Genomic DNA, 22,912 nt, shown 5'->3' with positions numbered 1-22,912 from the left:
ACTGATAATGAGAAGCGTTCGCAACGTCAATGCTCTTGAGACGCATTCGCAACAGGCTTGCGAGCGGGGCGGGTTCTCGGGCATACTCGCGGCATGAACAAGCCTTTCCAAAGCAGTGACGGAGACGACCTCCTGCGGGACGCCGGCCTGCGCGTGACCCGGCAGCGACAGGCGATCGCCCAGGTTCTGATCGAGGCCGAGGACCATCCCAACGCCGAGCAGGTGCTGGCCCGCGCGCGCGAGCACGATGAAAGCGTGAGCCAGGCCACGGCCTATCGCACGCTGTCGGTGCTTTCCGAGAAGGGGCTGCTGCACACGCATACCTTCGACAAGAACGTGATGCGATTCGAACTGGCCGACCGCCCGCACCACGATCACCTGATCGACGTCGAAACCGGCGAGATCCGCGAATTCGTTTCGGCGGAAATCGAGCGCCTGCAGCGGAAGATCGCCAAGGCCTATGGCTACGAGATCGTCGCGCATCGCCTCGAGCTGTTCTGCCGCAAGGCGGCCCCCGACGAGACCGAGGAAAGACAGGATACCGCCGATCTGTCCGAAAGCTGAGCAATCACGACCGGCTCCGACGCACCCCGCCACGGGAAACGGGCGCGGCACGGTGATCCGGCGCGCGTCCGGCCACGTCCCCGCCGGCGGTGCATCGCCCGGCCTCGGGTTTGGCACTGGACCTCGACGCCCCGTTGCGCCATATGGGGGCGAGACAAACGGAGGCTCTGATGCGGTTCATTCTGTCGCTCATCACATGGTATCATGGTGAAACGCTTGGCACCCGGCTGATGACCCGGTTCCGCGGCGCGAAGGTGGGCGAAGACGAGCTGGGCAACATCTATTACCGCAACCGCGACGACTCGCGGCGCTGGGTGATCTATTCCGGCGAGCCCGAAGCCTCGAAGGTTCCCGCCGAGTGGCATGGCTGGCTGCACCATACCTTCGACGAGAACCCGGCCGAAAACCCCCTGCCGCACAAGGCCTGGGAGAAGACCCACCACGATAATCTCACCGGCACCGCGCTCGCCTACGTGCCGGCCGGGTCGATCCGTCGCGAAGATCCGGCGGAGCGGCGCGATTACGAGGCGTGGCAGCCGGAATAACCCGGTTGCTCGCGTTGACCATGCTCCGGCTCCTCTCGCTTCTTCTCGTCCTTGCCGCCGGCCCGGCGGTGGCGCAGATCGTGGTTGTGCCGCTCGACCCGGTCGATCCTTCCGAGGTCGAACCGCTGCCCGAGAGCGACAGCGTCGAGAGCGCCGAGGGCGAAGTGATCGAGCTTGAAACCTTCGATTTCGAAACCCTCGAACCCTTGCCGCCCGGCTCCGTGGTCGGCGATGAAGTCATCACCACCGAGGAAGACGTTGTCGCCACCGGAACCGGCGCCCGGCTCAAGGGGCTCGACAAGCTCGCGGGCTCGGTCGAGGACCTCACCCTTTCAAATGGCGAAACCGTGGGATTAGGCTGGCTCCAGATCACGCTCGGCGAATGCCGTTACCCGGTCGATAACCCCGCCGGAGATGCCTACGCCTGGCTCGTCATCCGCGAGGAAGCCGGGGAGGCGCCGGTCTTCGAGGGCTGGATGGTGGCCTCGTCACCGGCCCTGAACGCGCTCGATCATGCCCGGTTCGACGTCTGGGTGATCGCCTGCACCACCGAGTGAGGATCGGGCAGGGGGCGTGACAGGATCTCCGCCGCGCCGGCCTGCAAGGCCTCCGAAAGCCTCTCGCGATAGTCCGACCGGCTGATTTCCACGCCCCCCAGCGAGGCGAGGTGCTCGGTGAGAAACTGGGTGTCGAACAGGGTGAACCCGGTGCGCGACAGGTGCGCCACCAGCGTCGCCAGCGCGATCTTCGAGGCGTCGGTGGCGGCGCTGAACATGCTCTCGCCGAAAAACGCCCGCCCCAGCGCCACGCCGTAAACCCCGCCCACCAGCCGGTCGCCCTCCCAGGCCTCGATCGAATGGGCATAGCCCAGCCGGTGCAGCGCGAAATAGGCGCGGAAGATGCTGTCGTTGATCCAGGTTTCGTCGCGGTCGGCGCAGCCGCGCACCACGTCCTCGAAGGCGAGATCGAGGGTCAGCTCGAACGGGTGGCGCAGGATCGCGCGCCTGAGCGAGCGCGACAGGTGAAAGCCATCGAGCGGCAGGATGCCGCGCCGGTCGGGATCGACCCAGAACACCCGCGGATCGTCGCGCCCCTCCGACATCGGGAACACCCCGGCGGCATAGGCGCGCAGCAAGAGCTCGGGGCTGAGACGCGTCGCCTCCACGCGGATTACCCGAGGTTTTCTTCCAGCCAGCGCTCGAGCCAGTGGATATTGTAGTTTCCGGCGATGATGTCGGGCTCTTGCAGGAGCGCGTGGAACAGCGGCACCGTGGTGTCGACCCCGTCGACGATCAACTCGCCGAGCGCCCGCTGCAGGCGCGAGAGCGCCTCGGCCCGGTCGCGGCCGTGAACGATGAGCTTGCCGATCAGGCTGTCGTAATAGGGCGGGATCGAATAGCCGTCGTAGAGCGCCGAATCCATCCGCACCCCGAGCCCGCCGGGCACGTGATACTGGGTGATCTTGCCGGGGCAGGGCGAGAAGTTCGGCAGTTTCTCGGCGTTGATCCGGATCTCGATGGCGTGGCCGTTGACGACCAGGTCATCCTGCGTGAACGACATCGGCAGCCCCTCGGCCACGCGGATCTGTTCGCGCACGAGGTCGACCCCGAAGATCGCCTCGGTGACCGGGTGTTCGACCTGGAGCCGGGTGTTCATCTCGATGAAGTAGAACTCGCCGTTCTCGTAGAGAAACTCGATCGTGCCCGCGCCGGCGTAGTTGATCGAGGCCACCGCGTCGGCGCAGACCTTGCCGATCCGGGCGCGGGTTTCGGCGTCGATCGTCGGGCCGGGGGCCTCCTCGAACACCTTCTGGTGGCGGCGCTGCAGCGAGCAATCGCGCTCGCCGAGGTGCACCGCACCCCCCTTGCCGTCGCCGAAGACCTGGATCTCGATGTGGCGCGGCGCGCCGAGGTATTTCTCGATATAGACCTCGTCGTTGCCGAACGCGGCCTTGGCCTCGGTGCGCGCGGTCTGGAAGGCGCGCTCGATCTCGGCTTCCGACTTGGCGAGCTTCATGCCGCGCCCGCCGCCGCCGGCGGTGGCCTTCACGATCACCGGGTAGCCGATCTCGCCCGCCACCCTGCGCGCGGTCGCCGCGTCGGGCACGCCGCCGTCGGAGCCGGGCACGCAGGGCACGCCGAGGTTCCTCATCGTCTCCTTGGCGGTGATCTTGTCGCCCATGATGCGGATATGTTCCGCCGTGGGGCCGATGAAGGTGATGCCGTGATCTTCGAGGATCTGGACGAAGGCGGCGTTCTCGGAAAGGAAGCCGTAGCCCGGGTGGATCGCCTGCGCGCCGGTGATCTCGCAAGCCGCGATGATCGCGGGCACCGAAAGGTAGCTGTCGGTGCTCGATGGCGGGCCGATGCAGACCGACTCGTCGGCCATGCGCACATGCATCGCATCGGCGTCGGCGGTGGAGTGGACGGCGACGGTGCGCACCCCCATCTCCCGCGCCGCGCGGATCACCCGCAACGCGATCTCGCCCCGGTTGGCGATCAGGATCTTGTCGAACATAGGCCCGCCCCCGGTTTATTCGATGATCATCAGCGGCGCGCCGAATTCCACGGGTGCGCCATCCTCCACCAGGATGCGCTTGACGGTGCCCGCGCGCGGCGCGGGGATCTGGTTCATCGTCTTCATCGCCTCGATGATGAGGACCGTGTCGCCCTCCGATACGCTGTCTCCGACCTTGACGAAGGGCGCGGCACCGGGTTCGGCCTGAAGGTAGATCGTGCCGACCATCGGCGAGGTGACCGCGCCGGGGTGGGCGGCCGGATCGCCTTCGCTCTCCGGGCTGATCGGCGCTGCTGCCGGTGCGGCGGCGGCCGGGGCGGGGGCGGCTTGCGCTGGCGCGGCGACGAAATGCTGCGCCGCCATCGCGCCGGCGCGGCTCACGCGCACGTCGATCCCGTCGTCCTCGCCGTATTTCCGCTTGACCCTGATCTCGCCGAGGTCGTTCTCGGTCAGGAGTTCGGCCAGGGCCTTGATGAAGGCCACGTCACTTTCACGGGTTTTCTCGGTCATACCTTCCTCGACGCCTGGGTCCCCCGGGCTGGCCCGGGGTTTTTGGATTTTACCGGTTATAGGCTGGTGTGCGGCGAGTTGAAAGCGCGAGTTTTCCTTCCGGGCGCATTGTGTCGGCGCGCCGGATCAGGTGGGGCGGGATCGCGGAAACCCCCGTCCGCCCAGGCTACTCCGCCGGGTCCTGGCCCACCTGCCCGGGGTGCCCTGCGGGCGATGGCGCGTCCGTGCCGGGTGCCGGTGCCTGCCGCTGCGGCGGGGCCAGGTCGGGGAACACGGCCCGCATCGCTTCGGCACGTGCGATGGCGTGTTTCAGATCCCGGCTGATCTCGAGCAGGCTGAGCTTGAAGGCCGGGGGCGGCCCGGGTTGCAGGGCGCGGCGTTCCATTTCCTGGCGCAGGGCGGCCAGATCGCGCGTCTCGGCCGCGCTCCGTCCCTGCCCGGAATTGCTCCGCGCTTCTGTGCCGGGCTCCTGCGCGGTTTGACCGGGGGCGATCCGCGTGCCCTGCATCTCGTGGCGGCGCGACTGGTCGAGCGGGGCCACGATCGGCGACGCCGGCGCCGCAGGCTTGGAAAAATCCATGTCCCGTTGCTCCTTGCGGAGCCCCCACCACCGGCCGGAGGATAGCCCGCCGGCGCGCGCCGGGGGAGAGATTTCCTGCGCTTTGGTTAACGCGGGTCCGGCGGGGTGAGACCGGCGCGGTAGAGCGCGGCGAGAAAGCGCGCCGCGTCGTCGAAATGTTCGTCGCCCTTGGGGGCGAGGATGCCGCGCACCTGAACGTCGAAATCGGCGTAGTGCTGGGTGGTGGCCCAGATCGAGAAGATCAGGTGGTAGGGATCGAGCGGGTTGAGCCGGCCGGCCTCGGCCCAATCGCGGATCACCGCCGCCTTCTCGTCGACGAGCGCCTTGAACCTGCCGGTGATCTCGGTGCCGAAACGCGGCGCGCCCTGCACGATCTCGTTGGCGAACAAGCGGCTCTCGCGCGGCATCTCGCGGCTCATGGCGAGCTTGCGCCCGACATAGGCGAGGATTTCCTCCACCGGGTCTCCGTTCGGGTCGAGATCGTGGAGCGGCTGCACCCATGTGTCGATCAGCCCGCCCACGAGCGCCTCGTGGATCGCTTCCTTCGAGGGGAAATAATACAGCACGTTGGGCTTTGACAGCCCCGAGGCGCTGGCAATCTGGTCGAGCGTGGCGCCGCGAAAGCCGTGTTGCGAAAACACCTCCAACGCCGCATCGAGAATGGCGGCGCGGTTCTTTTGCTGGATCCGGGTTCTGGGCGGATCGTCTGCCATCTGCGCCACTCCTGATGTCTGGCGCGAAGCTTGCCCCGGATGGAAGGCCTTTTCAACCGTTTGGTCGAAAACCGGCTCTGGCGTCGCCGCCACCGAGGGCCTAACCTCGGGCCGGTCGCGGGGGGTCACGATCATACGCGGACTTGGCTTTTTTCGTGATTCCATCGGGTTTCCCCCGCTTTCGACCGCAAGAAATTTCAGGATTCGCACATTAGTGCGGAATCGAGGAAAGAGGAACAGACCGATGACTGATTTGACGGGCAAGACGGCGCTGGTCACGGGTTCGGTGCGCGGCATCGGGTTTGGCGTTGCCAAGTCGCTGGCCGAGGCCGGGGCGCGGATCGCGGTGCACGGGATCGCCGGCGAGGTCGAGGTGCATGAGGCCTGCGAGGCGCTGAAGAAGGCGGGCGCGCCGCAGGCGGAGTTCTTCGAGGGCGACCTGCGCCAGCCCGAGCGCATCGCGGCGCTGATGGCGGCGGTCGAGGCCTGGGGCGGGGTGGATATCCTCGTCAACAACGCAGGCATCCAGCACACCGCCTCGATCGAGGAGATGGACCCGGGCATCTGGGACCAGGTTCTCGCGGTGAATCTCTCGGCGGCGTTCCACACCATGCAGGGCGCATTGCCCGGCATGGCCGCGCGCGGTTACGGGCGGGTGATCAACATCGCCAGCGTGCACGGGCTGGTGGCCTCGATGAACAAGGCGCCCTACGTTGCCGCCAAGCACGGGCTGATCGGGCTCTCCAAGGTTGCCGCGCTGGAATATGCGCAGGCCGGCAGCCGCGAGACCGGCGGCGTTACGGTCAATTGCATCGCCCCGGGCTGGACCGAAACCGCGCTGATCGAACCGCAGATCCAGTCTCGCGCCAAGGCGCGGGGCGGCGACCGCGACGCCGGCGTGGCCGATCTCCTGCGCGAGAAACAGCCTAGCCTCAGGATGTCGGACCCGTCCGAGATCGGGGCGCTGGCGCTCTGGCTCACCTCGCCGCTCGCCCATAACGTCACCGGCGCGACGATTCCCGTCGATGGCGGCTGGACGGCGCAGTAAACAGGCGGGGTCAAGCCCGGCGCCGGGTGACGGCCACGAACAGGCGCACGATGGCCGGGCGCAGCGGCAGGAACAGCCGATAACCCACTTCCATCAGCCAGATCGCGCCCGGCAGACGCGCGATATGCGCCAGCCAGCGCCAGCCCGGCAGATCGCGCCAGACCTCGACGAAAGCGCGCGCGCCCGAAACCAGCTGGCCGTCGCGGGTTCTGGCATGGAACCGGGCGAGGGCATCGGCACGGCTGGTGCCCTCCGGCAACTGAGACGCGGGATCGGCGACGTTGACGAGATCAAGTGCCCCGTCCCGATCGAGCCGGGCATATTGGCCGATCTCGGCCCTGCACAACGGGCAGTCGCCATCGTAATAGATCGTCGTTTTCGCCATGATGCGCTCCTTTTAACAAGATACGCGGCGCGGCGCGGGCTGGATCGCTGACCGGGAGCGAAAGGGCAGCCGGCCGGGCGCGGATCGGTTACGATCGTCGATCACCGGCGGCGCGTCGCGCGGCATTGAACCGTTTTGCGCGCGCGGGGCACTTGCCTTGTATCGGAACGGAAAGGAAACCGATGTCTGCGAAAGAACGTGCCCTCGATGCCTGGCTCGTCGCCGCCGCCAGAACCGGCGACCGGCGGGCGATGGCGCGCCTGGTCGCGCTGCGCGATCCCCGGCTTCTGGCCCATGCCACGCGCCTGCTCGGAGAGCGGGAGGGCGCGCGCGACGTGGTGCAGGAGGCCTGGATCGAGATCCTGCGCGGGCTGGGGCGGTTGCGGGACGAAAGCCTGTTCCTGCCCTGGGCGCTCAGGATCGTGACCCGCCGGGTGGCGCGCGAGATCAGGCGCCGCCAACGCGGGCGGTCGCTGGCCGAAGCGGTGCGCGCGGAAGTTGAGCCGTCGGTCGCCGAGGCGGGGCCGGGCGCCCTCGATGCGGCGAAACTGCGCGCCGCCATCGCCGCGCTGCCGCCGGCCCAGGCCGCCACCGTGGCGCTGTTCTACCTTGAAGACCTTTCCGTAACCGAAGTGGCCACCGCGCTCGACGTGCCGGTGGGCACGGTGAAAACGCGGCTCATGCATGCGCGCGCGAAATTGCGCGCCCTTTTGGAAGGAAACGAAAATGGACAAACTTGACCGGATGATCGCCGAGGCGCTCGCGGAGGAAGACCGGGAGATCGTGGAGGCAACCAATGAGCGCGGCGTGTTCGCCGAGCTTGCGGCCCAGCTTTCCGGGCACAATGCCTGGATAAAATGGATAACCTACCTCTACATCGCGGTCTTCGCGGTGCTGTTTTTCTGGGCCGGCTGGCAGTTCTTCGCCGCGACCGACGCCTTGGTTGCGCTGAAATGGGGGCTTGGGGCGGTGGTCGCGATGCTGGTTGTCGCGGTGTTGAAAATCTACCTGCTCACCGAGGTCCAGACCGACCGGGTGATCCGCGAGCTCAAGCGGGTGCAGCTGATGCTGGCGGCGCGCGAGAAGTGAGCGCCGGGAGCGCGGATCGGTCGCGTTGCACAACCTGTCCGCGCGCCCCATCTATCGGGTGTGTTTCATGGAGGCGATCATGCGGCCCGTGGTTCTCGCCTACTCCTTCACCGGCAACAACCGGCTGCTGGCCGAAGCCCTTGCCGGCCGGATCGGTTGCCCCTTGGTCGAAGTCGTGCCACGCGGCAAACGCTGGCCGATCAGCATTGCGCTCGACCTGATGTTTCGCCGGTTTCCGAAGATCCACCCGGTCAGCCTGCCGGAGCACGATCACCTCCTGGTAATCGCCCCGCTCTGGGATCGCTGGATCGCCCACCCGATGCGCTCGGCGCTGAAGGCGCTGGGGCCGGCGATCGGTCCCTATTCCTTCATCAGCCTGTCGGGAGGTGTGCGCCCGGGGCAGGTCGCATTCGTCGACGAACAGCTCGAACAGCTGACCGGCCAGCCCCCGCGCAATCATTGGGCGCTCTATGTCGAGAAGCTGGTGCCGGAAGAGATCCGCGGCACGCCCAAGGTTTCGGCTTACCGGGTCTCGCCGGAGGAACTGGAGAGCTACCCCGAGCTCGGCGAGATCGTGAACTGGGTCAGGGCGCGGCCGTAACGAAAACGGCCGGGGTTGCCCCCGGCCGCTCGTTTTGCGCGATCCCCCGGGGGATCACTTGTTCATGCGGTTGTCGATCAGGTCGTCGACCACGCCCGGATCGGCCAGCGTCGAGGTGTCGCCGAGCGCGCCGAAATCGTTCTCGGCGATCTTGCGCAGGATCCGGCGCATGATCTTGCCCGAGCGTGTTTTCGGCAGGCCCGGCGCCCACTGGATGAAGTCGGGCTTGGCGATCGGGCCGATTTCCTTGCGGACCCAGGCCACCAGCTCTTCGCGCAGCTCGTCGTTGTAGGGCTCGCCTTCCATCAGGGTGACGTAGCAATAGATGCCCTGGCCCTTGAGCGCGTGGGGGAAGCCCACCACCGCCGCCTCGGCCACCTTGGAATGCGCCACGAGCGCGCTTTCCACTTCCGCCGTGCCCATCCGGTGGCCGGAGACGTTGATCACGTCATCCACCCGGCCGGTGATCCAGTAATCGCCGTCGGCATCGCGGCGGCAGCCGTCGCCGGAGAAGTAGTAGCCCTTGTAGTCGGCGAAATAGGTTTTCACGAAGCGGTCGTGGTTGCGGAACACCGTGCGCATCTGGCCGGGCCAGCTGTCCTTGATGCAGAGCACGCCTTCGCATTCGGTCTCGTCGATCTCCTTGCCGGTCTGCGGATCGAGCACCACCGGCTGAACGCCGAAGAAGGGCTTCATCGCGGCGCCGGGCTTGGTGGCATGGGCGCCGGGCAGCGGCGTCATCATGTGGCCGCCGGTTTCGGTCTGCCACCAGGTGTCGACGATCGGGCGGGTGCCCTTGCCGACGACCTCGTTATACCATTCCCAGGCTTCCGGGTTGATCGGCTCGCCGACCGTACCCAGCACCTTGAGCGACGACAGGTCGTGGCGTTCCACCGGCTCGGTGCCGTGGCGCATCAGCGCGCGGATGGCGGTGGGCGCGGTGTAGAACTGGTTGACCTTGTGCTTCTCGCAGACCTGCCAGAACCGGCCAACGTCGGGGTAGGTGGGCACGCCCTCGAACATCAGCGTGGTCGCGCCATTGGCCAGCGGGCCGTAGACGATATAGCTGTGCCCGGTCACCCAGCCGACATCGGCGGTGCACCAGAAGATGTCGCCGTCGTGGTAGTCGAAGGTGTATTCATGGGTCATCGCGGCATAGAGCAGGTAGCCGCCGGTGGTGTGCAGCACGCCCTTGGGGGTGCCGGTCGAACCCGAGGTGTAGAGGATGAACAGCGGGTCTTCGGCGTTCATCGCTTCCGGCTCGCACTGGTCGGAGGCTTCCTCGAACAGCGCGGTATAGCCGTGATCGACGCCCGGCTCCATGTGCACGTCGCCGCCGGTGCGCTCGACCACGAGGGTGGGCACGTTGCCGGTGTGTTCACGCGCCTTGTCGACATTGGCCTTGAGCGGGGTGTTGCGGCCGCCGCGCGGGGCCTCGTCGGCGGTGATGATGAGGGCGGCGTCGCTGTCGTTGACCCGGCTGGCCAGCGCCTCGGGGCTGAAGCCGGCGAACACGATGGAGTGGACCGCGCCAATCCGGGCCGAGGCCAGCATGGCGTAGGCCGCTTCCGGGATCATCGGCATGTAGAGCACCACCCGGTCGCCCTTCTTCACCCCGAGCTTCTTGTAGATGTTGGCGAACTTGTTCACGTTCGCCGAAAGCTCCTTGTAGGTGATGTGCTTGGCGACGTTGGGATCATCCGATTCCCAGATGATCGCCACCTGGTCGCCGCGGCTGGCAACGTGCCGGTCGACGCAGTTGACGGCGACGTTCAGCTCGCCATCCTCGAACCACTTGATCGAAACATCGGGGTAGCTGAAATCGGTGTTCTTGATCTTGCTGGGTTTCTTGATCCAGTCGAGCCGCTCGGCGGCCTCGCCCCAGAACCCGTCCGGGTCGGAGATCGAGCGGGCATACATCTCTTCGTACTTGGCGGCGTCGATCTTGGCGTTCTTGACGAAGTCGGCCGAGGGCGGGTGAATCTTGAGTTCGGTCATGCTTTCCTCCTTCGCCCACCCCTCCCGGGCAGGCCACGTTCTGCGCCATCCGCGCCGCGACCGGCGCGCGCGATGATGGCTTGATGGCACATTTCGCGAAACCGGCGATGATCTGGATCAGATCGCCAGGTATTCGTGCCTGAGCGTCTCGTTGTCGAGCACCTCCTTGGCGGTTCCATCGAAGACGACGGTGCCAGTGTCGAGGATCACGGCGCGGTCCGCAAGGTTGAGCGCGCGGATCGCGTTCTGCTCGACGAGCAGGGTGGTGATGCCCTGCGCCTTGATGATGTTGAGCGTTTTCTCGATCTCGTCCACGATGACCGGCGCGAGCCCCTCGTAGGGCTCGTCGAGCAGCAGCAGCTTGATGTCGCGCACCAGCGCGCGGCCGATGGCGAGCATCTGCTGTTCGCCGCCCGAAAGCGTGGTGCCCTCCTGCTTGGCGCGCTCGCCGAGGCGGGGGAAGAGCTCATAGACCCGCTCGAGTTCCCAGCCGTGGCCGGGCGCGATGCGGGCGAGCTCGAGGTTTTCCTCCACCGTCAGGCCCTGGATGATGCGCCGGTCCTCCGGCACGAGCTGGATCCCGGCCTGGGCCGCTTCGTAGCTCTTCATCCGGTGCAGCGGCTGGTGGTCGAGCCAGATCTCGCCATGGGTCACCAGCGGGCTGCCGGTGCGGGCGATGGCGCGCAGCGTCGAGGTCTTGCCGGCGCCGTTGCGGCCCAGGAGGGCGAGGATCTCGCCCTCGTGGATGTTGAAGCTCACGCCCTGAACGATGTAGCTCTCGCCGTAATAGGCGTGGATATCGTAGGCCGAGAAGTAGGCGGGCGCGGTGGCCGCGTGGTTGGCGTTCTTGTCCATCTCGTGTCTCTCCTCAGACCGACTCGCCCAGATAGGCTTCCTTCACCTTCGGATGGCCCTTGATGTTTTCGGGTGTATCCTCGACGAGCGGTGTGCCTTGGGCCAGAACGGTGATCCGCTCCGCGAGCGAGAACACCACGTGCATGTCGTGTTCGATGATCGCCATGGTGATATCGCGCTTTTCCTTGATCTCCTTGAGCAGGTCGATCGTGTTGTTGGTATCGGCGCGGGCCATGCCGGCGGTGGGCTCGTCGAGCAACAGGAGCCGGGGCTCCTGCGCCAGGCACATCGCCATCTCGAGCCGGCGCTTGTCGCCCCGGCTGAGCGAGGCGGCGTGCATGTTGCGCTTGTCGGCCATGTTCACGTCGAGCAGCATTTTCTCGGCCTGTTCGATGATGTCGGTCTCGTGCGCCACCGTTTCGAACGGGTGCAGCCGGAAGGCGCCGTCGCGGTGGGCGAAGCACGAGATCATGACGTTTTCCATCACCGTCAGGTCGGTGAAGATCTCGGGTGTCTGGAACACCCGGGAAATGCCCATCTGGTTGATCTCGTGCGGCTTGCGGCCGAGCACGCTTTCACCGTTGAACATCACCGACCCGGTATCGGGGATCAGCTTGCCGACGAAGCAGTTGAGCAGGGTCGACTTGCCTGCGCCGTTCGGGCCGATGATCGCGTGCACGGTGTTCTCGGCGACTGAGAGGTTCACGTCCGACAGCGCCTGAAGGCCACCGAACCGCTTGCCCACACCTTTGACTTCGAGGATTCCCATTGTCTTTCCTCCTTACTCGGCCACGTGGGGCGCTGGCTGCGGGTGATGATCGGAGCCTTTGCCGCCGTTCTCGGGCGGCTTCTTCTTGAACAGCCGGGCGATGCGCTGACCGGCTTCGACGAGGCCGCCGGGCAGGAAGATCACCACCAGCATGAACAACAGGCCGAGCGTGAGGTGCCAGGATTTGCCGACGAAGAAGTGGCTGATCTCGATCAGCAGGCCGGACAGCCAGTCGGGCATCCAGGAGAACCAGCCTTGCAGGATCTGGTCGTTGATCTTCGAGAAGATGTTCTCGAAATACTTGATGAAGCCGGCGCCGAGGATCGGGCCCATCAGCGTGCCCGCGCCACCGAGGATCACCATCAGCACCACTTCGCCCGAGGCCGTCCACTGCATCCGTTCGGCGCCCGCGAGCGGGTCCATCGCCGCCATCAAGCCGCCGGCGAGGCCGGCATACATGCCCGAGATCACGAAAGCCGCGAGCGTGTAGGGGCGGGTGTTGATGCCGGTGTAGTTGAGCCGGGTCTGGTTGGTCTTGATCGCGCGCAGCATCAGGCCGAACGGCGAGCGGAAGATCCGCAGGCTGATGTAGAACACGATGATGGCGATGATCGCGGTGAAGTAATAGCCGTTGTTGAAGGTGAACTGCCAGCCGCCGAAGTTGGGCTGCCAGAAGTTGTCCCGCATCACGATGCCGAAGAAGTGCGGCGTGGTGGGCTCGCTCGCCCCGAGCAGAACCTGCGAGTCACTGGAATAGACCTGCAGGCCTGTTTCGCCGTTGGTGATCGGGGTGAGCACCGAGTAGGCGAGGTTGTACGACATCTGCGCGAAGGCCAGCGTGAGGATCGAGAAGTAGATCCCCGAGCGCCGCAGGCTGACGAAGCCGATGAGGAGGGCGAAGATGCCGGAGGTGATCACCGCCAGCGGCAGGCCCCAGACCACGTTGTAATCGAGCAGCTTGTACATCCAGACCACGGTGTAGGAGCCGACCCCGAGGAAGGCCGCGTGGCCGAACGAGAGGTAGCCGGTGAGGCCGAAGAGGATGTTGAAGCCGATGGCGAAGATGCCGAAGATGGCAAAGCGCTGCATCAGGTCGGGGTAGCCGGCGTTGAAGGTGGCCAGCCCCGAACCCTCGGGGAAGGGTTGCAGCAGGATCGGCGTCGCCAGCGTCAGGAAGATGACGATCAGCAGAAACCGGGTGTCTTTGGCGGAAAGGCCGAGGATTTTCATCGGTTAGTCCTCCATCACGCCGGCGCGGCCCAACAGGCCCCGCGGACGGGTCAGCAGAATGATGATGGCGACGAGGTAGATGATCACCTGGTCGATTCCGGGGATGAGCGACTTGATCTCGTTCATCGAGGCGAAGCTCTGCAGGATCCCGAGGAGGAAGCCCGCGGCGACGGCGCCGGGCAGAGAGCCCATGCCGCCGACGACGACCACGACGAAGGACAGCACGAGGAAGTCCATCCCCATGTGGTAGTTCGGGCTCAGGATCGGCGTGTACATCACCCCCGCGATCCCCGCCACCGCGGCGGCGATGCCGAACATGATGGTGAAGCGCTTGTCGATGTTGATGCCGAGCAGGCCCACGGTTTCACGGTCGGCCATGCCGGCGCGCACCACCATCCCGAAGGTGGTGAAGCGCAGGAAGGCGAACACCGCGCCGAGCACCACGACGGCGAAGGCGAAGTAGACCAGACGCCAGTAGGGGTAGATGATCGCGTTCGGATCGAAGCCGACGAGAACGCCGAAATCGAACGATCCCTTGAACGCCGAGGGGGCCGGGGTCTGGATCGGGTTGGCACCGTAGAAATACTTGATCAGTTCCTGCAGCACGATGGCGAGGCCGAAGGTCACCAGGATCTGGTCGGCATGCGGACGCTTGTAGAAGTGCTTGATCAGCCCGCGCTCCATCACGAAGCCGACGAGCAGCATGATCGGGATCGCGACGAGCACCGCCACCGGCACCGACCAGTCTACGATCGTGCCGCCGACCTCGGGGCCGAACCAGCTTTCGACATAAGTTACCTTCACCTTCAGCGGGTTGCCGAGGAAGTCGGTCTTGTCCGGGTCGATCTGCTCGAAGGAGAATCCGAGGAAACGCTGCACCGTGACAGCGACGAAGGCGCCGATCATGAACAGCGCACCGTGCGCGAAGTTCACCACGCCGAGCGTGCCGAAGATCAGCGTGAGCCCGAGCGCGATCAGCGCATAGGCCGAGCCCTTGTCGAGCCCGTTGAGAATCTGAAGAATGATGGCGTCCATAGTCCCCACCCTGGGTCGTGTTGGGAAAACCGGGTCTGTTGCCCGGGTTCGAAGGCAGGGCGGGGAAGTCCCCGCCCTGCCATCTGTCTAGCCTCGGAAGATCAGGCGCCCGGGTTGCACTCGCCGAGCGAGGCTTCGGCGCCGCCGAACATCGGGTGATCGGGGGCGTAGGTCACCTGCTCGACCGGGGTGACTTCCACGATCTCGAGGGTGTCGTACTGGGTGGTCGGGTTTTCCGCGCCCTTCATGACCAGCACGTCCTTGAAGCACTGGTGATCCGCGCCACGGTAGAGCGTCGGCCCGTTGCCCATGCCGTCGAACTCGAAATCCTCGAGCGCTTCGACCACGGCGCAGGGGTTGAACGACCCGGCGCGGGTGACGGCATCTGCGTAGAGCAGCGTCTGCACGTAGCAGGTGTGCGCCGAACCCGACGGCGGGAAGCCGTATTTCTCGCCGAACGACTTCACGAAGGCCTGGGTGCCTTCGTCGGAAAGCTGCCAGTTCCAGTTCATCGAGCCGTAGACGCCCTTGATGTTCTCGCCGGCACCGGCGGCCATCAGCTCGGAGTAGAGCGGCACGATGATTTCGAAGTCCTTGCCGTTGGCCTGAGCGTCCTTCAGGCCGAATTGCACCGCCTGGGTCAGCGAGTTGACCATGTCACCGCCGTAGTGGTTCAGGATCAGCACGTCGGCACCCGAGTTCAGAACCGGGGTGATGTAGGACGAGAAGTCGCCCGCGCCGACCGGGGTCAGCACGTTGTTGACGGTCTCCCAGCCCAGCGCCTCGGTGGCGGACTGGATCGATTCCTGCTGCGTCCAGCCCCAGGTGTAGTCGGCGGTGAGGTGATAGGCGCGACGGTCGGTGCCGTAGGCGTTCTTCAGCACGGGGGCCAGAGCGGCGCCCGACATGTAGGCGTTGAAGAAGTGACGGAAACCGTTGGCCTTGCGGTCCTTGCCGGTGGTGTCGTTCGAGTGGGTGAGGCCAGCCATGAAGATGATGCCGGCTTCCTGGCACAGGCCCTGAACGGCCACGGCCACGCCCGAGGACGAGCCGCCGTTGATCATCACGACGCCGTCTTTCTCGATCATCGACCGGGCCGAGGCGCGCGCGGCGTCCGACTTGGTCTGGGTGTCGCCGGTCACGAAGTTGACCTTCTTGCCGAGCAGGCCGGTGCCGTCCAGCGCCTTCGACGAGAACGTGTTCAGCATGCCGCCGTCGCCCATGCCGTTGATGTGCTCAACCGCCAGTTCCTGGGCGCGCAGCTCGTCGAGGCCCTCTTCGGCGTAGGGGCCGGTCTGCGGCACGTTGAAGCCGAAGGTCACCGTGTCGCCGGTGGGTTCGTTGGTGAAGGCCGAGGCCGCCGAGGTGAAGATCGTCGGCAGCGCGAAACCGGCGCCGGTGGCGGCGCCGGTCTTCATCAGGCCGCGACGGGTAAAGTTCGTAGTGGACATGTAAATCCTCCCGTTAGGTGAGAGCGGTGCCTCCTCGCACCGCCTTTGGCCCTTTACAGGGCTCTCACATTATTGTGCGCGGACAGAAAACTGCGCAACAACTCCTTCTGGTGAAACATTTTTTTTGTAAACAAATGAACAAGAGATGTGATAGGTTTGTAAAATAGTTTTCACCACGGCGCAGAAAGCGCATGGAATCAGGGGGTTTCGTTCTTGCCTGCCAGCCCGCTCACCGGCAGCCGCATCCGCGAGCGCCGCCTCGCCCGGGGCACCCGGCAGGCCGACCTTGCCCGCGCGGTGGGAATTTCGCCTGCCTACCTCAACCTGATCGAGCATAACCGGCGCAGAATCGGCGGCAAGCTCATCGTCGATATCGCCCGCGAACTCGGCGTCGAGCCGACCCAGCTCACCGAGGGCGCGGAAGACGCGCTGATGGTCGCGCTGCGCGACGCCGCGGCGCGCAGCGGCGAGGCCGGGCCCGGTGGTGCGCCGGAACTCGACCGGGCCGAGGATTTCGCCGGGCGTTTCCCCGGATGGGCCGCGCTGGTGGCGACGCAGGGGCGCAGGATCGAGGCGCTCGAACGGCTGGTGGAAACGCTGTCCGACCGGCTCGCGCACGATCCCCACCTCGCCGCCTCGCTGCACGAGGTGCTCTCGGCGGTGACGGCGATCCGTTCCGCCGCTTCGATCCTCACCGAAACACGCGATATCGACCCCGACTGGCAGGCGCGGTTCCTGCGCAACGTGGGCGAGGAGAGCCGCCGGCTGTCGGAGAGCGCCGAGGGGCTGGTCGCCTGGCTCGACACCGGCGGCGATGTCGCCGAAACCCCGCTGTCCCCGGTCGATGAGCTCGGGGCCTTCGTGGCGCGCGCGGATTACCACTTCCCGACCCTCGAGGCGCCCGGCGCCGGCGCACGCGAGATCGGCGCGCTGCTCAAGGGGGCGGAGGCGCCGCGTGATCCGGGGACGGCGGAAATGGCCCGGGCGATGCTCTCGCGCTACCATGCCGATGCGCGCGCCATGCCCGCGGGCGCCTTCACCGTCTCGCGCGCGGCGGTGGATGGCGATCCGTCGCGCCTTGCCGCCGCCTTCGACGTGCCGCTCGACGCCGTGCTGCGGCGGATGGCGAGCCTCGGCGGCGATGCGGCAGGGCTGGTGGTCTGCGATGGTGCGGGCACGCTCACCCTGCGCAAGCCGGTCGAGGGTTTCGTTCTGCCGCGCTTCGGCGGTGGCTGCCCGCTCTGGCCGCTCTACCAGGCGCTCACCCGCCCGGCCCAGCCGGTTGCGGCGGTGCTCGAGATGCCGGGACGGATCCCACGCCGCTTCCGCTGCCGCGCGGTATCGCTGCCGCTGGCGGGCACCGGGTTCGACGCCCCGACCGTGCACGGGGCGACGATGCTGATCGAGCCGGTGGAGCGCGAGGTGCCCGGCCCGCTGGTCGAGGCCGGCAGCACCTGCCGGGTCTGCCCGCGCGAGAGCTGCCCGGCGCGGCGCGAACCCTCGATCCTCGGCGCGCGCGTCCCGGCCGCCCCCCGGTCCGACCGCGATCAGTGACAGCCTTCGCCCGCGATTCTAGGCTGCGACGCAAGGAGGAATCGCCATGCGTCTCGCCCATGTCCTGCTGTTTCTCGCCGTCACCTTCGGTTGGAGCTGGGGGTTCTGGTCGCTGCCGGTTCTGGCGCATTACGGTGTCGACCTGCCCGCCGGGCTGGCCGATCTTGCCGCCGGCGGCACGCCCGCGCCCTGGGGGCCGCTGGTCGGGGCGCTGGCGGTGGCGCTTCTGCGCGGCGGTCCGCGTGGCGTGCTCGATCTGCTGCGGCTGGGCCTGCGGTTCCGCATCGGCTGGCGCTGGTGGCTCGTCGTCGTCCTCTTGTTCCCGGCGCTGATCGGCGGCGCGCTTCTGGCGGGCTGGCTCGCCGGGGCGCAGATCGTGCCGAGCGCGGCGATGGCGAACCCGGCGATGCTCCCGGTGGCCTTCGCCATCATCCTGTTCACCGGCGGACCGCTGCAGGAGGAATTCGGTTGGCGCGGCACCCTGCTCGACCCGATGCAGGACCGCTTCGGCGCGCTCGGCGCGAGCCTCGTGGTCGGCGCGGTCTGGGCGCTGTGGCACCTGCCGCTGTTCCACTTCCCCAACGAGGCCGCGCCGTATTACGGCCGGCCGTTCTGGGGGCTGTTCGTCACCTGCCTGATGGTCTCGGTGCTGTTCACCTGGATCTGGAACCATACCGATCGCTCGATCCTCGCGATGCTGGTGTTCCACACCATGTTCAACCTTTCGCACTGGGTGTTTCCGGTGCTGGAGGCCGATACGCCGGCGCTCGTGCTGTTCGCGGTTCAGGCCGCCGCCGTCGTCGCGGTGGTGCTGCGCTTCGGCCCGGCTCGGTTGCGGCGCCGGGGGGTGCAGCCCTGAGGCTTTGACACAAGCGCCCGCTTTGGAGATAGTCGACGGGCACGGCCCGGGGGAGGGGCCAGAGGGGAACCCATGACCAAGCGCGTTGTGATCGTCGAGGATGAGCCGAATATCATCGAGGCGATCAATTTCATCCTCAGCCGCGACGGCTGGGACGTGACCGTGCACGCCAACGGCGAAACCGCCGTGGCGGCGGTGCGCACGGCGCGGCCCGACGTGATCCTGCTCGACGTGATGCTGCCCGGCCGCTCGGGCTACGACATCCTCAAAGACTTGCGCGCCGACCCCGATTTCGCCGCGCTGCCGGTGCTGATGCTCACCGCCCGCGGCCAGAAGAAAGACCGCGAACTGGCCGACTCGCTGGGGGTCACCCGCTTCATGACCAAACCCTTCTCGAACGCCGAACTGCTCGCCGCGCTGGGCGAGATCGCCGCGGGAGCCTGAGCCTTGGCGGGGCCGCGCGAACCGATCTTCCTTGGCCGCGAGACCTATCGCCGCCGCCGCCTGATCGACGCGATGCGGCTTCTGCCGGTGGCCGGGGCGCTCCTGTTCCTGCTGCCGCTCCTCGGCGGCGGGGCCACGCCGCGATCGACGGCGCTGGGCGGGATCTACCTCTTCGTCGCCTGGTTCGGCCTCATCCTGGCCGCCGCCCTGTTCGTGCGGGCGCTCTCGCGCGCGCCGGACGGGGTCGGGTCCGACCCGCTGGAACCGGAGGCGGGGCCGGTGTCGGAGGCCGACGAAAGCCGTGACGGCCCGGGGCCCGAGGGGCGATGACCTCCAATGTCCTGATCTCGGTCAGCCTGGTCTACGTGGCCTTCCTGTTTCTCGTCGCCTTCGGGGCCGACAAATGGGCCCACGCCGGGCGCGGCGCCTGGCTGCGGTCGCCGATCGTCTACACGCTGTCGCTCTCGATCTACTGCACGGCGTGGACCTTCTACGGCGCGGTCGGCTACGCCGCGCGCTCGGGGCTGGAATTCGTCACCATCTACCTCGGCCCGACGCTGGTGATGGTGGGCTGGTGGTGGATCCTGCGCAAGCTGGTGCGGATCGGGCGGGCGCAGCGGATCACCTCGGTGGCCGACCTGATCTCGTCGCGCTACGGCAAGTCCAACCTGCTTGGCGTCATCGTCACCGTGCTCGCGGTGATCGGCACCACGCCCTACATCGCGCTCCAGCTGCAGTCGGTCACGCTGTCGCTGGCGGTGTTCGGGGCCGAGGGCTCGGGGGCCGGGCTGGTGACCGCCGACGCCCCCGCCACCGCGCTCTGGGTGGCGGCGGGGCTGGCGGTGTTCACGGTGATGTTCGGCACCCGCAACCTCGACGTCAACGAGCGCCACCACGGCGTGGTGACGGCGATCGCCGTCGAGGCGGTGGTCAAGCTGGTGGCGCTGCTCGCGGTCGGGATTTTCGTCGTCTGGGGCCTCGCTGGCGGGCCGACCGACGTGGCGCGGGTGATCGAAGCCTCGCCGATTTCCGAATGGCAGCTCGACAGCGGGCGCTGGGTCGCGCTCACCTTCCTTTCGGCGGTCGCCTTTCTCACCCTGCCGCGGATGTTCCAGGTGCTGGTGGTGGAGAACGTCGACGAAAACCAGCTTGCCACCGCCTCCTGGGCCTTCCCGCTCTACCTGTTCCTGATGAGCCTTTTCGTGGTGCCGATCGCCGCGGTCGGCCTCGCGCGGCTGCCGGAAGGCTCCAACCCCGATCTCTTCGTGCTCACCCTGCCGCTCGCCGAGGGGCGCGACGGGCTCGCCATGCTGGCCTTTCTCGGCGGCTTTTCGTCGGCCACCTCGATGGTCATCGTCGCCGCCATCGCCCTCTCGACGATGGTGTCGAACCACATCGTGATGCCGCTCTGGCTCTCGCTCCGGCAGGAGGGTGCGTCGGTCTCGGGGGATGTGCGCAACGTCGTGCTGATCGCGCGCCGGGTGTCGATCGCCGTGGTGCTGGCCTTCGGCTATCTCTACTACCGGTTTTCCGGTGGCGGCGAGGCGCTGGCGGCGATCGGGCTGATCTCCTTCGCGGGCATCGCGCAGGTTCTGCCGGCGATGCTGGGCGGGCTGTTCTGGCGCGGTGCGACGCGGGTGGGCGCGGCGGTGGGGCTGATCGCGGGCTTCACGATCTGGGCCTATGCGCTGTTCCTGCCCTCCTTCGGCCCGGCGTTGTTTTCGCCCGAGATGATGACCCACGGCCCCTGGGGGCTGGGCTGGCTGCGGCCACAGGCGCTTTTCGGCGTCGAGGGTATGGCGCCGGTGGTGCATGCGCTGGTGTGGTCGATGCTGGTCAACGCGGCGCTGTTCTTCCTCTTTTCGCTGGTCTCCTTCCCGACGCCGCTCGAGCGGCTGCAGGGCGCGCAGTTTGTCAACGTCTTCGAGCATAGCCAGGCCCGGCGCGGCTGGGCGCGCGGCGCGGCCGAGGCGGAAGACCTGCTGATCATGGCGCAGCGGATCATGGGCGGCGCGCAGGCGCAGGCGCTGTTCCGCGCGCAGGCGGCAGAACAGGGCAAATCGGGGTATCTGCCCGATACGACGCCCGAATTCCTCGAACGGCTGGAACGTCAGCTCTCCGGCTCGGTCGGCGCGGCGACGGCGCATGCGATGGTGGGCCAGATCGTCGGCGGGGCCGCGGTTTCGGTCGAAGACCTGATGGCGGTGGCCGACGAAACCCAGCAGATGCTGGAATATTCCTCCCAGCTCGAAGCGAAGTCCGAGGAACTGGCCCGCACCGCGCGCAAGCTGCGCGAAGCCAATGAGAAGCTCACCCAGCTTTCGATCCAGAAAGACGCCTTCCTCAGCCAGATCAGCCACGAGCTGCGCACGCCGATGACCTCGATCCGGGCGTTCTCCGAGATCCTGCGCGACGGCGCGCTCGACGGCCCGGCGCAGCACCATTACGCGGGCATCATCCAGGATGAGGCGATCCGGCTCACCCGCCTGCTCGACGACCTGCTCGATCTCTCGGTGCTGGAAGCCGGGCAGGTCACGCTCAACATCCAGCAGGCTGCGCTCGGGGCGGTGCTGGATCGCGCCGTGGCTTCGGCCAACAGCGCCGGCGAGGGCCGCGTGCTCGATATCCGCCGCGACCGGGCGCGCGAGGATGTCACCATCGAAACCGACACCGACCGCCTCGCGCAGGTGTTCATCAACATCATCGCCAATGCCCGCAAGTATTGCGATGCCGCCGAACCGCGGCTGACGATCTGGGTCAGCAAGCAGAAAGGCGGCCTGGTGATCGACTTCGTCGACAACGGCTCGGGCATCCCGGCGGAAGCCGAGGCGATGGTGTTCGAGAAGTTCTCGCGCCTCACCGACCAGCAGAAAGCCGGCGGCGCCGGTCTCGGGCTGGCGATCAGCCGTGAAATCATGAACAAGCTCGGCGGGGCGATCGCCTATCTGCCGGGGCAGGGCGGGGCGGCGTTCCGGGTGACGCTGCCATCGCCCGAGGGCTGATCGCGGGCGACGATCTGCGATCTCAACACTTTGTAAACCTTGTCCTGCCACACCTTCCTGCAAGCCAGCCGGTGTGTGGAAATGCAGGAAACAGACCATCCAAGCGCGATGCGGCGCAAGGCCGGGGCGGGGCGTCCGCCGCCCGAGATCGGCCAGGTCACTCCCGAAAAGGCCCTGCGCGCCGCCGTGGCGCAGGCCGCGCAGGACGTGGCCGCGCTGGTGGCGGTTGCGGGAAGGGTGGTGGAGGCGCGGGTCACGCTGGAGCGGGCCGGCGAGGCGCTGCCCGAGCAGCCTTTGCTGGCGCTGGTCGAGGGGCCGGGCGGCGGCTTCGGCCTGGTCGTGCTCGATGCCCAGGCCGTCGCGGCGCTGATCGAGATGCAGACCACCGGCCGCGTCGTGCCCCGCCCGGCCGAGCCGCGCGCGCCAACGCGGACCGACGCGGTCATGTGCGCCGATTTCATCGACCGCGTGCTCGAGAGCCTTGAGCAGCGGGTGGGCGAAGCGGGGCTTGACCTCGCGCCCGCGCTCACCGGCTACCGCTACGCCATGGCGCTGGCCGAGCCGCGCGCGGTGGCGATGACGCTCGACGATATCGCGTACCGGAGCTTTTCGGTTTCGGTGGATTTTGGCCACGGCGCCAAGACCGGCCAGCTCCAGATCCTGCTGCCGCAGGATCCACCGGGCCGGGGCGCGCGCGCGCTGGGCGACGCGGAGGGCTTCACCGAGGCGCTGCAGGACCGGGTGATGGCGGCGAAAGCGCATCTCGTGGCCCGGCTCGCCCGCCGCCGGATCACGCTGGCCGAGCTGGGTGCGCTGCAGGTCGGCTCGGAGATCACGCTGCCCCGCGCCGCTCTCTCGGAGGTTGCGCTGGAGGATCTGGAGGGCCGGGTGGTGGCGCGCGGCCGCCTCGGCCAGGCCCTCGGCCATCGCGCATTGCGGCTTGCCGCGCCGGCGGATGCCGGGGCGTCCATGGCCGGGCAGGGCGTCGCCGCCGCCGGTCTCTCCCTCCCCGTGGCCGACACCGCGCCTGCGCCTGCCGCCGCCCTCCCGGGGCCGGACCCTGACCCGCTGGCGGCCTTCGGCAGCGATCCGGACGCGATGCCATCGGTTGACGACGGGCCTTGACCGCATCGGCCGCGGGCTTGACCTGTATCAAGGCGCGC

Annotated in this window: 25 protein-coding genes; 13 read left to right on the top strand and 12 right to left on the bottom strand. The window is 67.3% G+C overall.

The features are described from left to right. The first annotated feature begins 93 nt into the window (after window positions 1-93). The 3 genes from IEW01_RS15225 to IEW01_RS15215 all read left to right on the top strand — a co-directional run bounded on the left by IEW01_RS15225 (window position 94) and on the right by IEW01_RS15215 (window position 1,666). Complete coding sequence (locus IEW01_RS15225; protein ID WP_188529286.1) at window positions 94-564, top strand: Fur family transcriptional regulator; 471 nt, start codon at window positions 94-96, stop codon at window positions 562-564. 170 nt (window positions 565-734) lie between these two features. Then, window positions 735-1,109: an NADH:ubiquinone oxidoreductase subunit NDUFA12 gene (locus IEW01_RS15220; RefSeq protein WP_188529284.1), complete on the top strand. Its 375-nt coding sequence runs from the start codon at window positions 735-737 to the stop codon at window positions 1,107-1,109. A 20-nt stretch (window positions 1,110-1,129) separates the two neighbouring features. Continuing rightward, window positions 1,130-1,666 carry a DUF2155 domain-containing protein gene (locus IEW01_RS15215; RefSeq protein WP_188529282.1) on the top strand — a complete coding sequence of 179 codons (537 nt, stop codon included), beginning with the start codon at window positions 1,130-1,132 and terminating at the stop codon, window positions 1,664-1,666. Here the strand turns inward: IEW01_RS15215 and aat are convergent. From aat to IEW01_RS15190, 5 genes are all read right to left on the bottom strand, one after another. Next, complete coding sequence (gene aat, locus IEW01_RS15210) at window positions 1,621-2,274, bottom strand: leucyl/phenylalanyl-tRNA--protein transferase (protein ID WP_268236835.1); 654 nt, start codon at window positions 2,272-2,274, stop codon at window positions 1,621-1,623. The two genes, IEW01_RS15215 and aat, sit on opposite strands and share 46 nt — an antisense overlap. 5 nt (window positions 2,275-2,279) lie before the next feature. After that, window positions 2,280-3,626, bottom strand: coding sequence for an acetyl-CoA carboxylase biotin carboxylase subunit (gene accC / locus IEW01_RS15205; RefSeq protein ID WP_188529280.1), 1,347 nt, complete (start codon window positions 3,624-3,626; stop codon window positions 2,280-2,282). A 15-nt stretch (window positions 3,627-3,641) separates the two neighbouring features. After that, window positions 3,642-4,136 carry an acetyl-CoA carboxylase biotin carboxyl carrier protein gene (accB, locus tag IEW01_RS15200; protein WP_188529278.1) on the bottom strand — a complete coding sequence of 165 codons (495 nt, stop codon included), beginning with the start codon at window positions 4,134-4,136 and terminating at the stop codon, window positions 3,642-3,644. Window positions 4,137-4,302: 166 nt separating this feature from the next. Next, window positions 4,303-4,716 carry a hypothetical protein gene (locus tag IEW01_RS15195; RefSeq protein ID WP_188529276.1) on the bottom strand — a complete coding sequence of 138 codons (414 nt, stop codon included), beginning with the start codon at window positions 4,714-4,716 and terminating at the stop codon, window positions 4,303-4,305. Between the two features lie 86 nt (window positions 4,717-4,802). Further along, window positions 4,803-5,429: a TetR family transcriptional regulator C-terminal domain-containing protein gene (locus IEW01_RS15190; protein ID WP_188529274.1), complete on the bottom strand. Its 627-nt coding sequence runs from the start codon at window positions 5,427-5,429 to the stop codon at window positions 4,803-4,805. A 244-nt stretch (window positions 5,430-5,673) separates the two neighbouring features. Here IEW01_RS15190 and IEW01_RS15185 point away from each other — a divergent pair, with 244 nt between their 5' ends. Further along, window positions 5,674-6,477 (top strand): 3-hydroxybutyrate dehydrogenase, encoded by an 804-nt coding sequence (locus IEW01_RS15185; RefSeq protein WP_188529272.1) that lies wholly within the window; start codon window positions 5,674-5,676, stop codon window positions 6,475-6,477. A 10-nt stretch (window positions 6,478-6,487) separates the two neighbouring features. On the opposite strand, the gene IEW01_RS15180 is transcribed toward IEW01_RS15185, so the two are convergent. After that, window positions 6,488-6,862, bottom strand: coding sequence for a thiol-disulfide oxidoreductase DCC family protein (locus IEW01_RS15180; protein WP_188529270.1), 375 nt, complete (start codon window positions 6,860-6,862; stop codon window positions 6,488-6,490). 182 nt (window positions 6,863-7,044) lie between these two features. Here IEW01_RS15180 and IEW01_RS15175 point away from each other — a divergent pair, with 182 nt between their 5' ends. The 3 genes from IEW01_RS15175 to IEW01_RS15165 all read left to right on the top strand — a co-directional run bounded on the left by IEW01_RS15175 (window position 7,045) and on the right by IEW01_RS15165 (window position 8,552). After that, window positions 7,045-7,602 (top strand): RNA polymerase sigma factor, encoded by a 558-nt coding sequence (locus IEW01_RS15175; protein ID WP_188529268.1) that lies wholly within the window; start codon window positions 7,045-7,047, stop codon window positions 7,600-7,602. Then, window positions 7,589-7,951 (top strand): DUF6768 family protein, encoded by a 363-nt coding sequence (locus IEW01_RS15170; RefSeq protein ID WP_188529266.1) that lies wholly within the window; start codon window positions 7,589-7,591, stop codon window positions 7,949-7,951. Before IEW01_RS15175 ends, IEW01_RS15170 begins: the two co-directional genes overlap by 14 nt. A 79-nt stretch (window positions 7,952-8,030) precedes the next feature. Further along, on the top strand, window positions 8,031-8,552 hold the full coding sequence (locus IEW01_RS15165; RefSeq protein ID WP_188529264.1) for a hypothetical protein: 522 nt from the start codon (window positions 8,031-8,033) through the stop codon (window positions 8,550-8,552). Window positions 8,553-8,606: 54 nt separating this feature from the next. Here IEW01_RS15165 and acs read toward each other — a convergent pair whose 3' ends face one another. The 6 genes from acs to IEW01_RS15135 form a co-directional block, all read right to left on the bottom strand. Next, entirely contained in the window at window positions 8,607-10,550 is a 1,944-nt protein-coding gene (acs, locus tag IEW01_RS15160; protein ID WP_188529262.1) for an acetate--CoA ligase, read from the bottom strand. 117 nt (window positions 10,551-10,667) lie between these two features. Then, window positions 10,668-11,405, bottom strand: a complete 738-nt coding sequence (locus IEW01_RS15155; protein WP_188529260.1) for an ABC transporter ATP-binding protein — start codon at window positions 11,403-11,405, stop codon at window positions 10,668-10,670. Between the two features lie 13 nt (window positions 11,406-11,418). Further along, the gene (locus tag IEW01_RS15150; protein WP_188529258.1) at window positions 11,419-12,174 is read right to left on the bottom strand and encodes an ABC transporter ATP-binding protein; all 756 of its coding nucleotides are present in this window, start codon (window positions 12,172-12,174) and stop codon (window positions 11,419-11,421) included. Window positions 12,175-12,186: 12 nt separating this feature from the next. After that, window positions 12,187-13,398: a branched-chain amino acid ABC transporter permease gene (locus tag IEW01_RS15145; RefSeq protein WP_188529542.1), complete on the bottom strand. Its 1,212-nt coding sequence runs from the start codon at window positions 13,396-13,398 to the stop codon at window positions 12,187-12,189. Between the two features lie 9 nt (window positions 13,399-13,407). Next, window positions 13,408-14,439 (bottom strand): branched-chain amino acid ABC transporter permease, encoded by a 1,032-nt coding sequence (locus tag IEW01_RS15140; RefSeq protein ID WP_188529256.1) that lies wholly within the window; start codon window positions 14,437-14,439, stop codon window positions 13,408-13,410. A 101-nt stretch (window positions 14,440-14,540) separates the two neighbouring features. After that, window positions 14,541-15,890, bottom strand: coding sequence for a substrate-binding protein (locus IEW01_RS15135; protein ID WP_188529254.1), 1,350 nt, complete (start codon window positions 15,888-15,890; stop codon window positions 14,541-14,543). A gap of 213 nt (window positions 15,891-16,103) precedes the next feature. Between IEW01_RS15135 and IEW01_RS15130 the strand changes: the two genes are divergently transcribed. The 6 genes from IEW01_RS15130 (at window position 16,104) to IEW01_RS15105 (ending at window position 22,874) form a co-directional block, all read left to right on the top strand. After that, window positions 16,104-17,444, top strand: coding sequence for an XRE family transcriptional regulator (locus IEW01_RS15130; protein WP_188529252.1), 1,341 nt, complete (start codon window positions 16,104-16,106; stop codon window positions 17,442-17,444). Between the two features lie 46 nt (window positions 17,445-17,490). Continuing rightward, a complete protein-coding gene (locus tag IEW01_RS15125; RefSeq protein WP_188529250.1) occupies window positions 17,491-18,303 on the top strand; it encodes a CPBP family intramembrane glutamic endopeptidase in 813 nt (270 codons plus the stop codon). Window positions 18,304-18,375: 72 nt separating this feature from the next. Continuing rightward, window positions 18,376-18,747 carry a response regulator transcription factor gene (locus IEW01_RS15120; protein WP_188529248.1) on the top strand — a complete coding sequence of 124 codons (372 nt, stop codon included), beginning with the start codon at window positions 18,376-18,378 and terminating at the stop codon, window positions 18,745-18,747. A gap of 3 nt (window positions 18,748-18,750) precedes the next feature. Continuing rightward, a complete protein-coding gene (locus IEW01_RS15115; protein ID WP_188529246.1) occupies window positions 18,751-19,077 on the top strand; it encodes a hypothetical protein in 327 nt (108 codons plus the stop codon). Further along, window positions 19,074-21,749 (top strand): ATP-binding protein, encoded by a 2,676-nt coding sequence (locus IEW01_RS15110; RefSeq protein WP_188529244.1) that lies wholly within the window; start codon window positions 19,074-19,076, stop codon window positions 21,747-21,749. The genes IEW01_RS15115 and IEW01_RS15110 overlap by 4 nt, the downstream gene beginning before the upstream one ends. Window positions 21,750-21,830: 81 nt before the next feature. After that, a complete protein-coding gene (locus IEW01_RS15105) occupies window positions 21,831-22,874 on the top strand; it encodes a FliM/FliN family flagellar motor switch protein (RefSeq protein WP_188529242.1) in 1,044 nt (347 codons plus the stop codon). The last annotated feature ends 38 nt before the right edge of the window (window positions 22,875-22,912 follow it).

Source organism: Sinisalibacter lacisalsi (genome assembly GCF_014640115.1).
GTDB lineage: Bacteria > Pseudomonadota > Alphaproteobacteria > Rhodobacterales > Rhodobacteraceae > Sinisalibacter > Sinisalibacter lacisalsi.
The sequence above is the reverse complement of the archived record's forward strand: the minus strand, read 5'-3'. Positions and strand labels throughout refer to the sequence as shown.

Coding starts and splice junctions, on each gene's coding strand:
- IEW01_RS15225 (WP_188529286.1), top strand. CDS start 94: ATGAACAAGCCTTTCCAAAGCAGTGACGGAGACGACCTCCTGCGGGAC.
- IEW01_RS15220 (WP_188529284.1), top strand. CDS start 735: ATGCGGTTCATTCTGTCGCTCATCACATGGTATCATGGTGAAACGCTT.
- IEW01_RS15215 (WP_188529282.1), top strand. CDS start 1,130: ATGCTCCGGCTCCTCTCGCTTCTTCTCGTCCTTGCCGCCGGCCCGGCG.
- accC (WP_188529280.1), bottom strand. CDS start 3,626: ATGTTCGACAAGATCCTGATCGCCAACCGGGGCGAGATCGCGTTGCGG.
- accB (WP_188529278.1), bottom strand. CDS start 4,136: ATGACCGAGAAAACCCGTGAAAGTGACGTGGCCTTCATCAAGGCCCTG.
- IEW01_RS15195 (WP_188529276.1), bottom strand. CDS start 4,716: ATGGATTTTTCCAAGCCTGCGGCGCCGGCGTCGCCGATCGTGGCCCCG.
- IEW01_RS15190 (WP_188529274.1), bottom strand. CDS start 5,429: ATGGCAGACGATCCGCCCAGAACCCGGATCCAGCAAAAGAACCGCGCC.
- IEW01_RS15185 (WP_188529272.1), top strand. CDS start 5,674: ATGACTGATTTGACGGGCAAGACGGCGCTGGTCACGGGTTCGGTGCGC.
- IEW01_RS15180 (WP_188529270.1), bottom strand. CDS start 6,862: ATGGCGAAAACGACGATCTATTACGATGGCGACTGCCCGTTGTGCAGG.
- IEW01_RS15175 (WP_188529268.1), top strand. CDS start 7,045: ATGTCTGCGAAAGAACGTGCCCTCGATGCCTGGCTCGTCGCCGCCGCC.
- IEW01_RS15170 (WP_188529266.1), top strand. CDS start 7,589: ATGGACAAACTTGACCGGATGATCGCCGAGGCGCTCGCGGAGGAAGAC.
- IEW01_RS15165 (WP_188529264.1), top strand. CDS start 8,031: ATGCGGCCCGTGGTTCTCGCCTACTCCTTCACCGGCAACAACCGGCTG.
- acs (WP_188529262.1), bottom strand. CDS start 10,550: ATGACCGAACTCAAGATTCACCCGCCCTCGGCCGACTTCGTCAAGAAC.
- IEW01_RS15155 (WP_188529260.1), bottom strand. CDS start 11,405: ATGGACAAGAACGCCAACCACGCGGCCACCGCGCCCGCCTACTTCTCG.
- IEW01_RS15150 (WP_188529258.1), bottom strand. CDS start 12,174: ATGGGAATCCTCGAAGTCAAAGGTGTGGGCAAGCGGTTCGGTGGCCTT.
- IEW01_RS15140 (WP_188529256.1), bottom strand. CDS start 14,439: ATGGACGCCATCATTCTTCAGATTCTCAACGGGCTCGACAAGGGCTCG.
- IEW01_RS15135 (WP_188529254.1), bottom strand. CDS start 15,890: ATGTCCACTACGAACTTTACCCGTCGCGGCCTGATGAAGACCGGCGCC.
- IEW01_RS15125 (WP_188529250.1), top strand. CDS start 17,491: ATGCGTCTCGCCCATGTCCTGCTGTTTCTCGCCGTCACCTTCGGTTGG.
- IEW01_RS15120 (WP_188529248.1), top strand. CDS start 18,376: ATGACCAAGCGCGTTGTGATCGTCGAGGATGAGCCGAATATCATCGAG.
- IEW01_RS15110 (WP_188529244.1), top strand. CDS start 19,074: ATGACCTCCAATGTCCTGATCTCGGTCAGCCTGGTCTACGTGGCCTTC.
- IEW01_RS15105 (WP_188529242.1), top strand. CDS start 21,831: ATGCAGGAAACAGACCATCCAAGCGCGATGCGGCGCAAGGCCGGGGCG.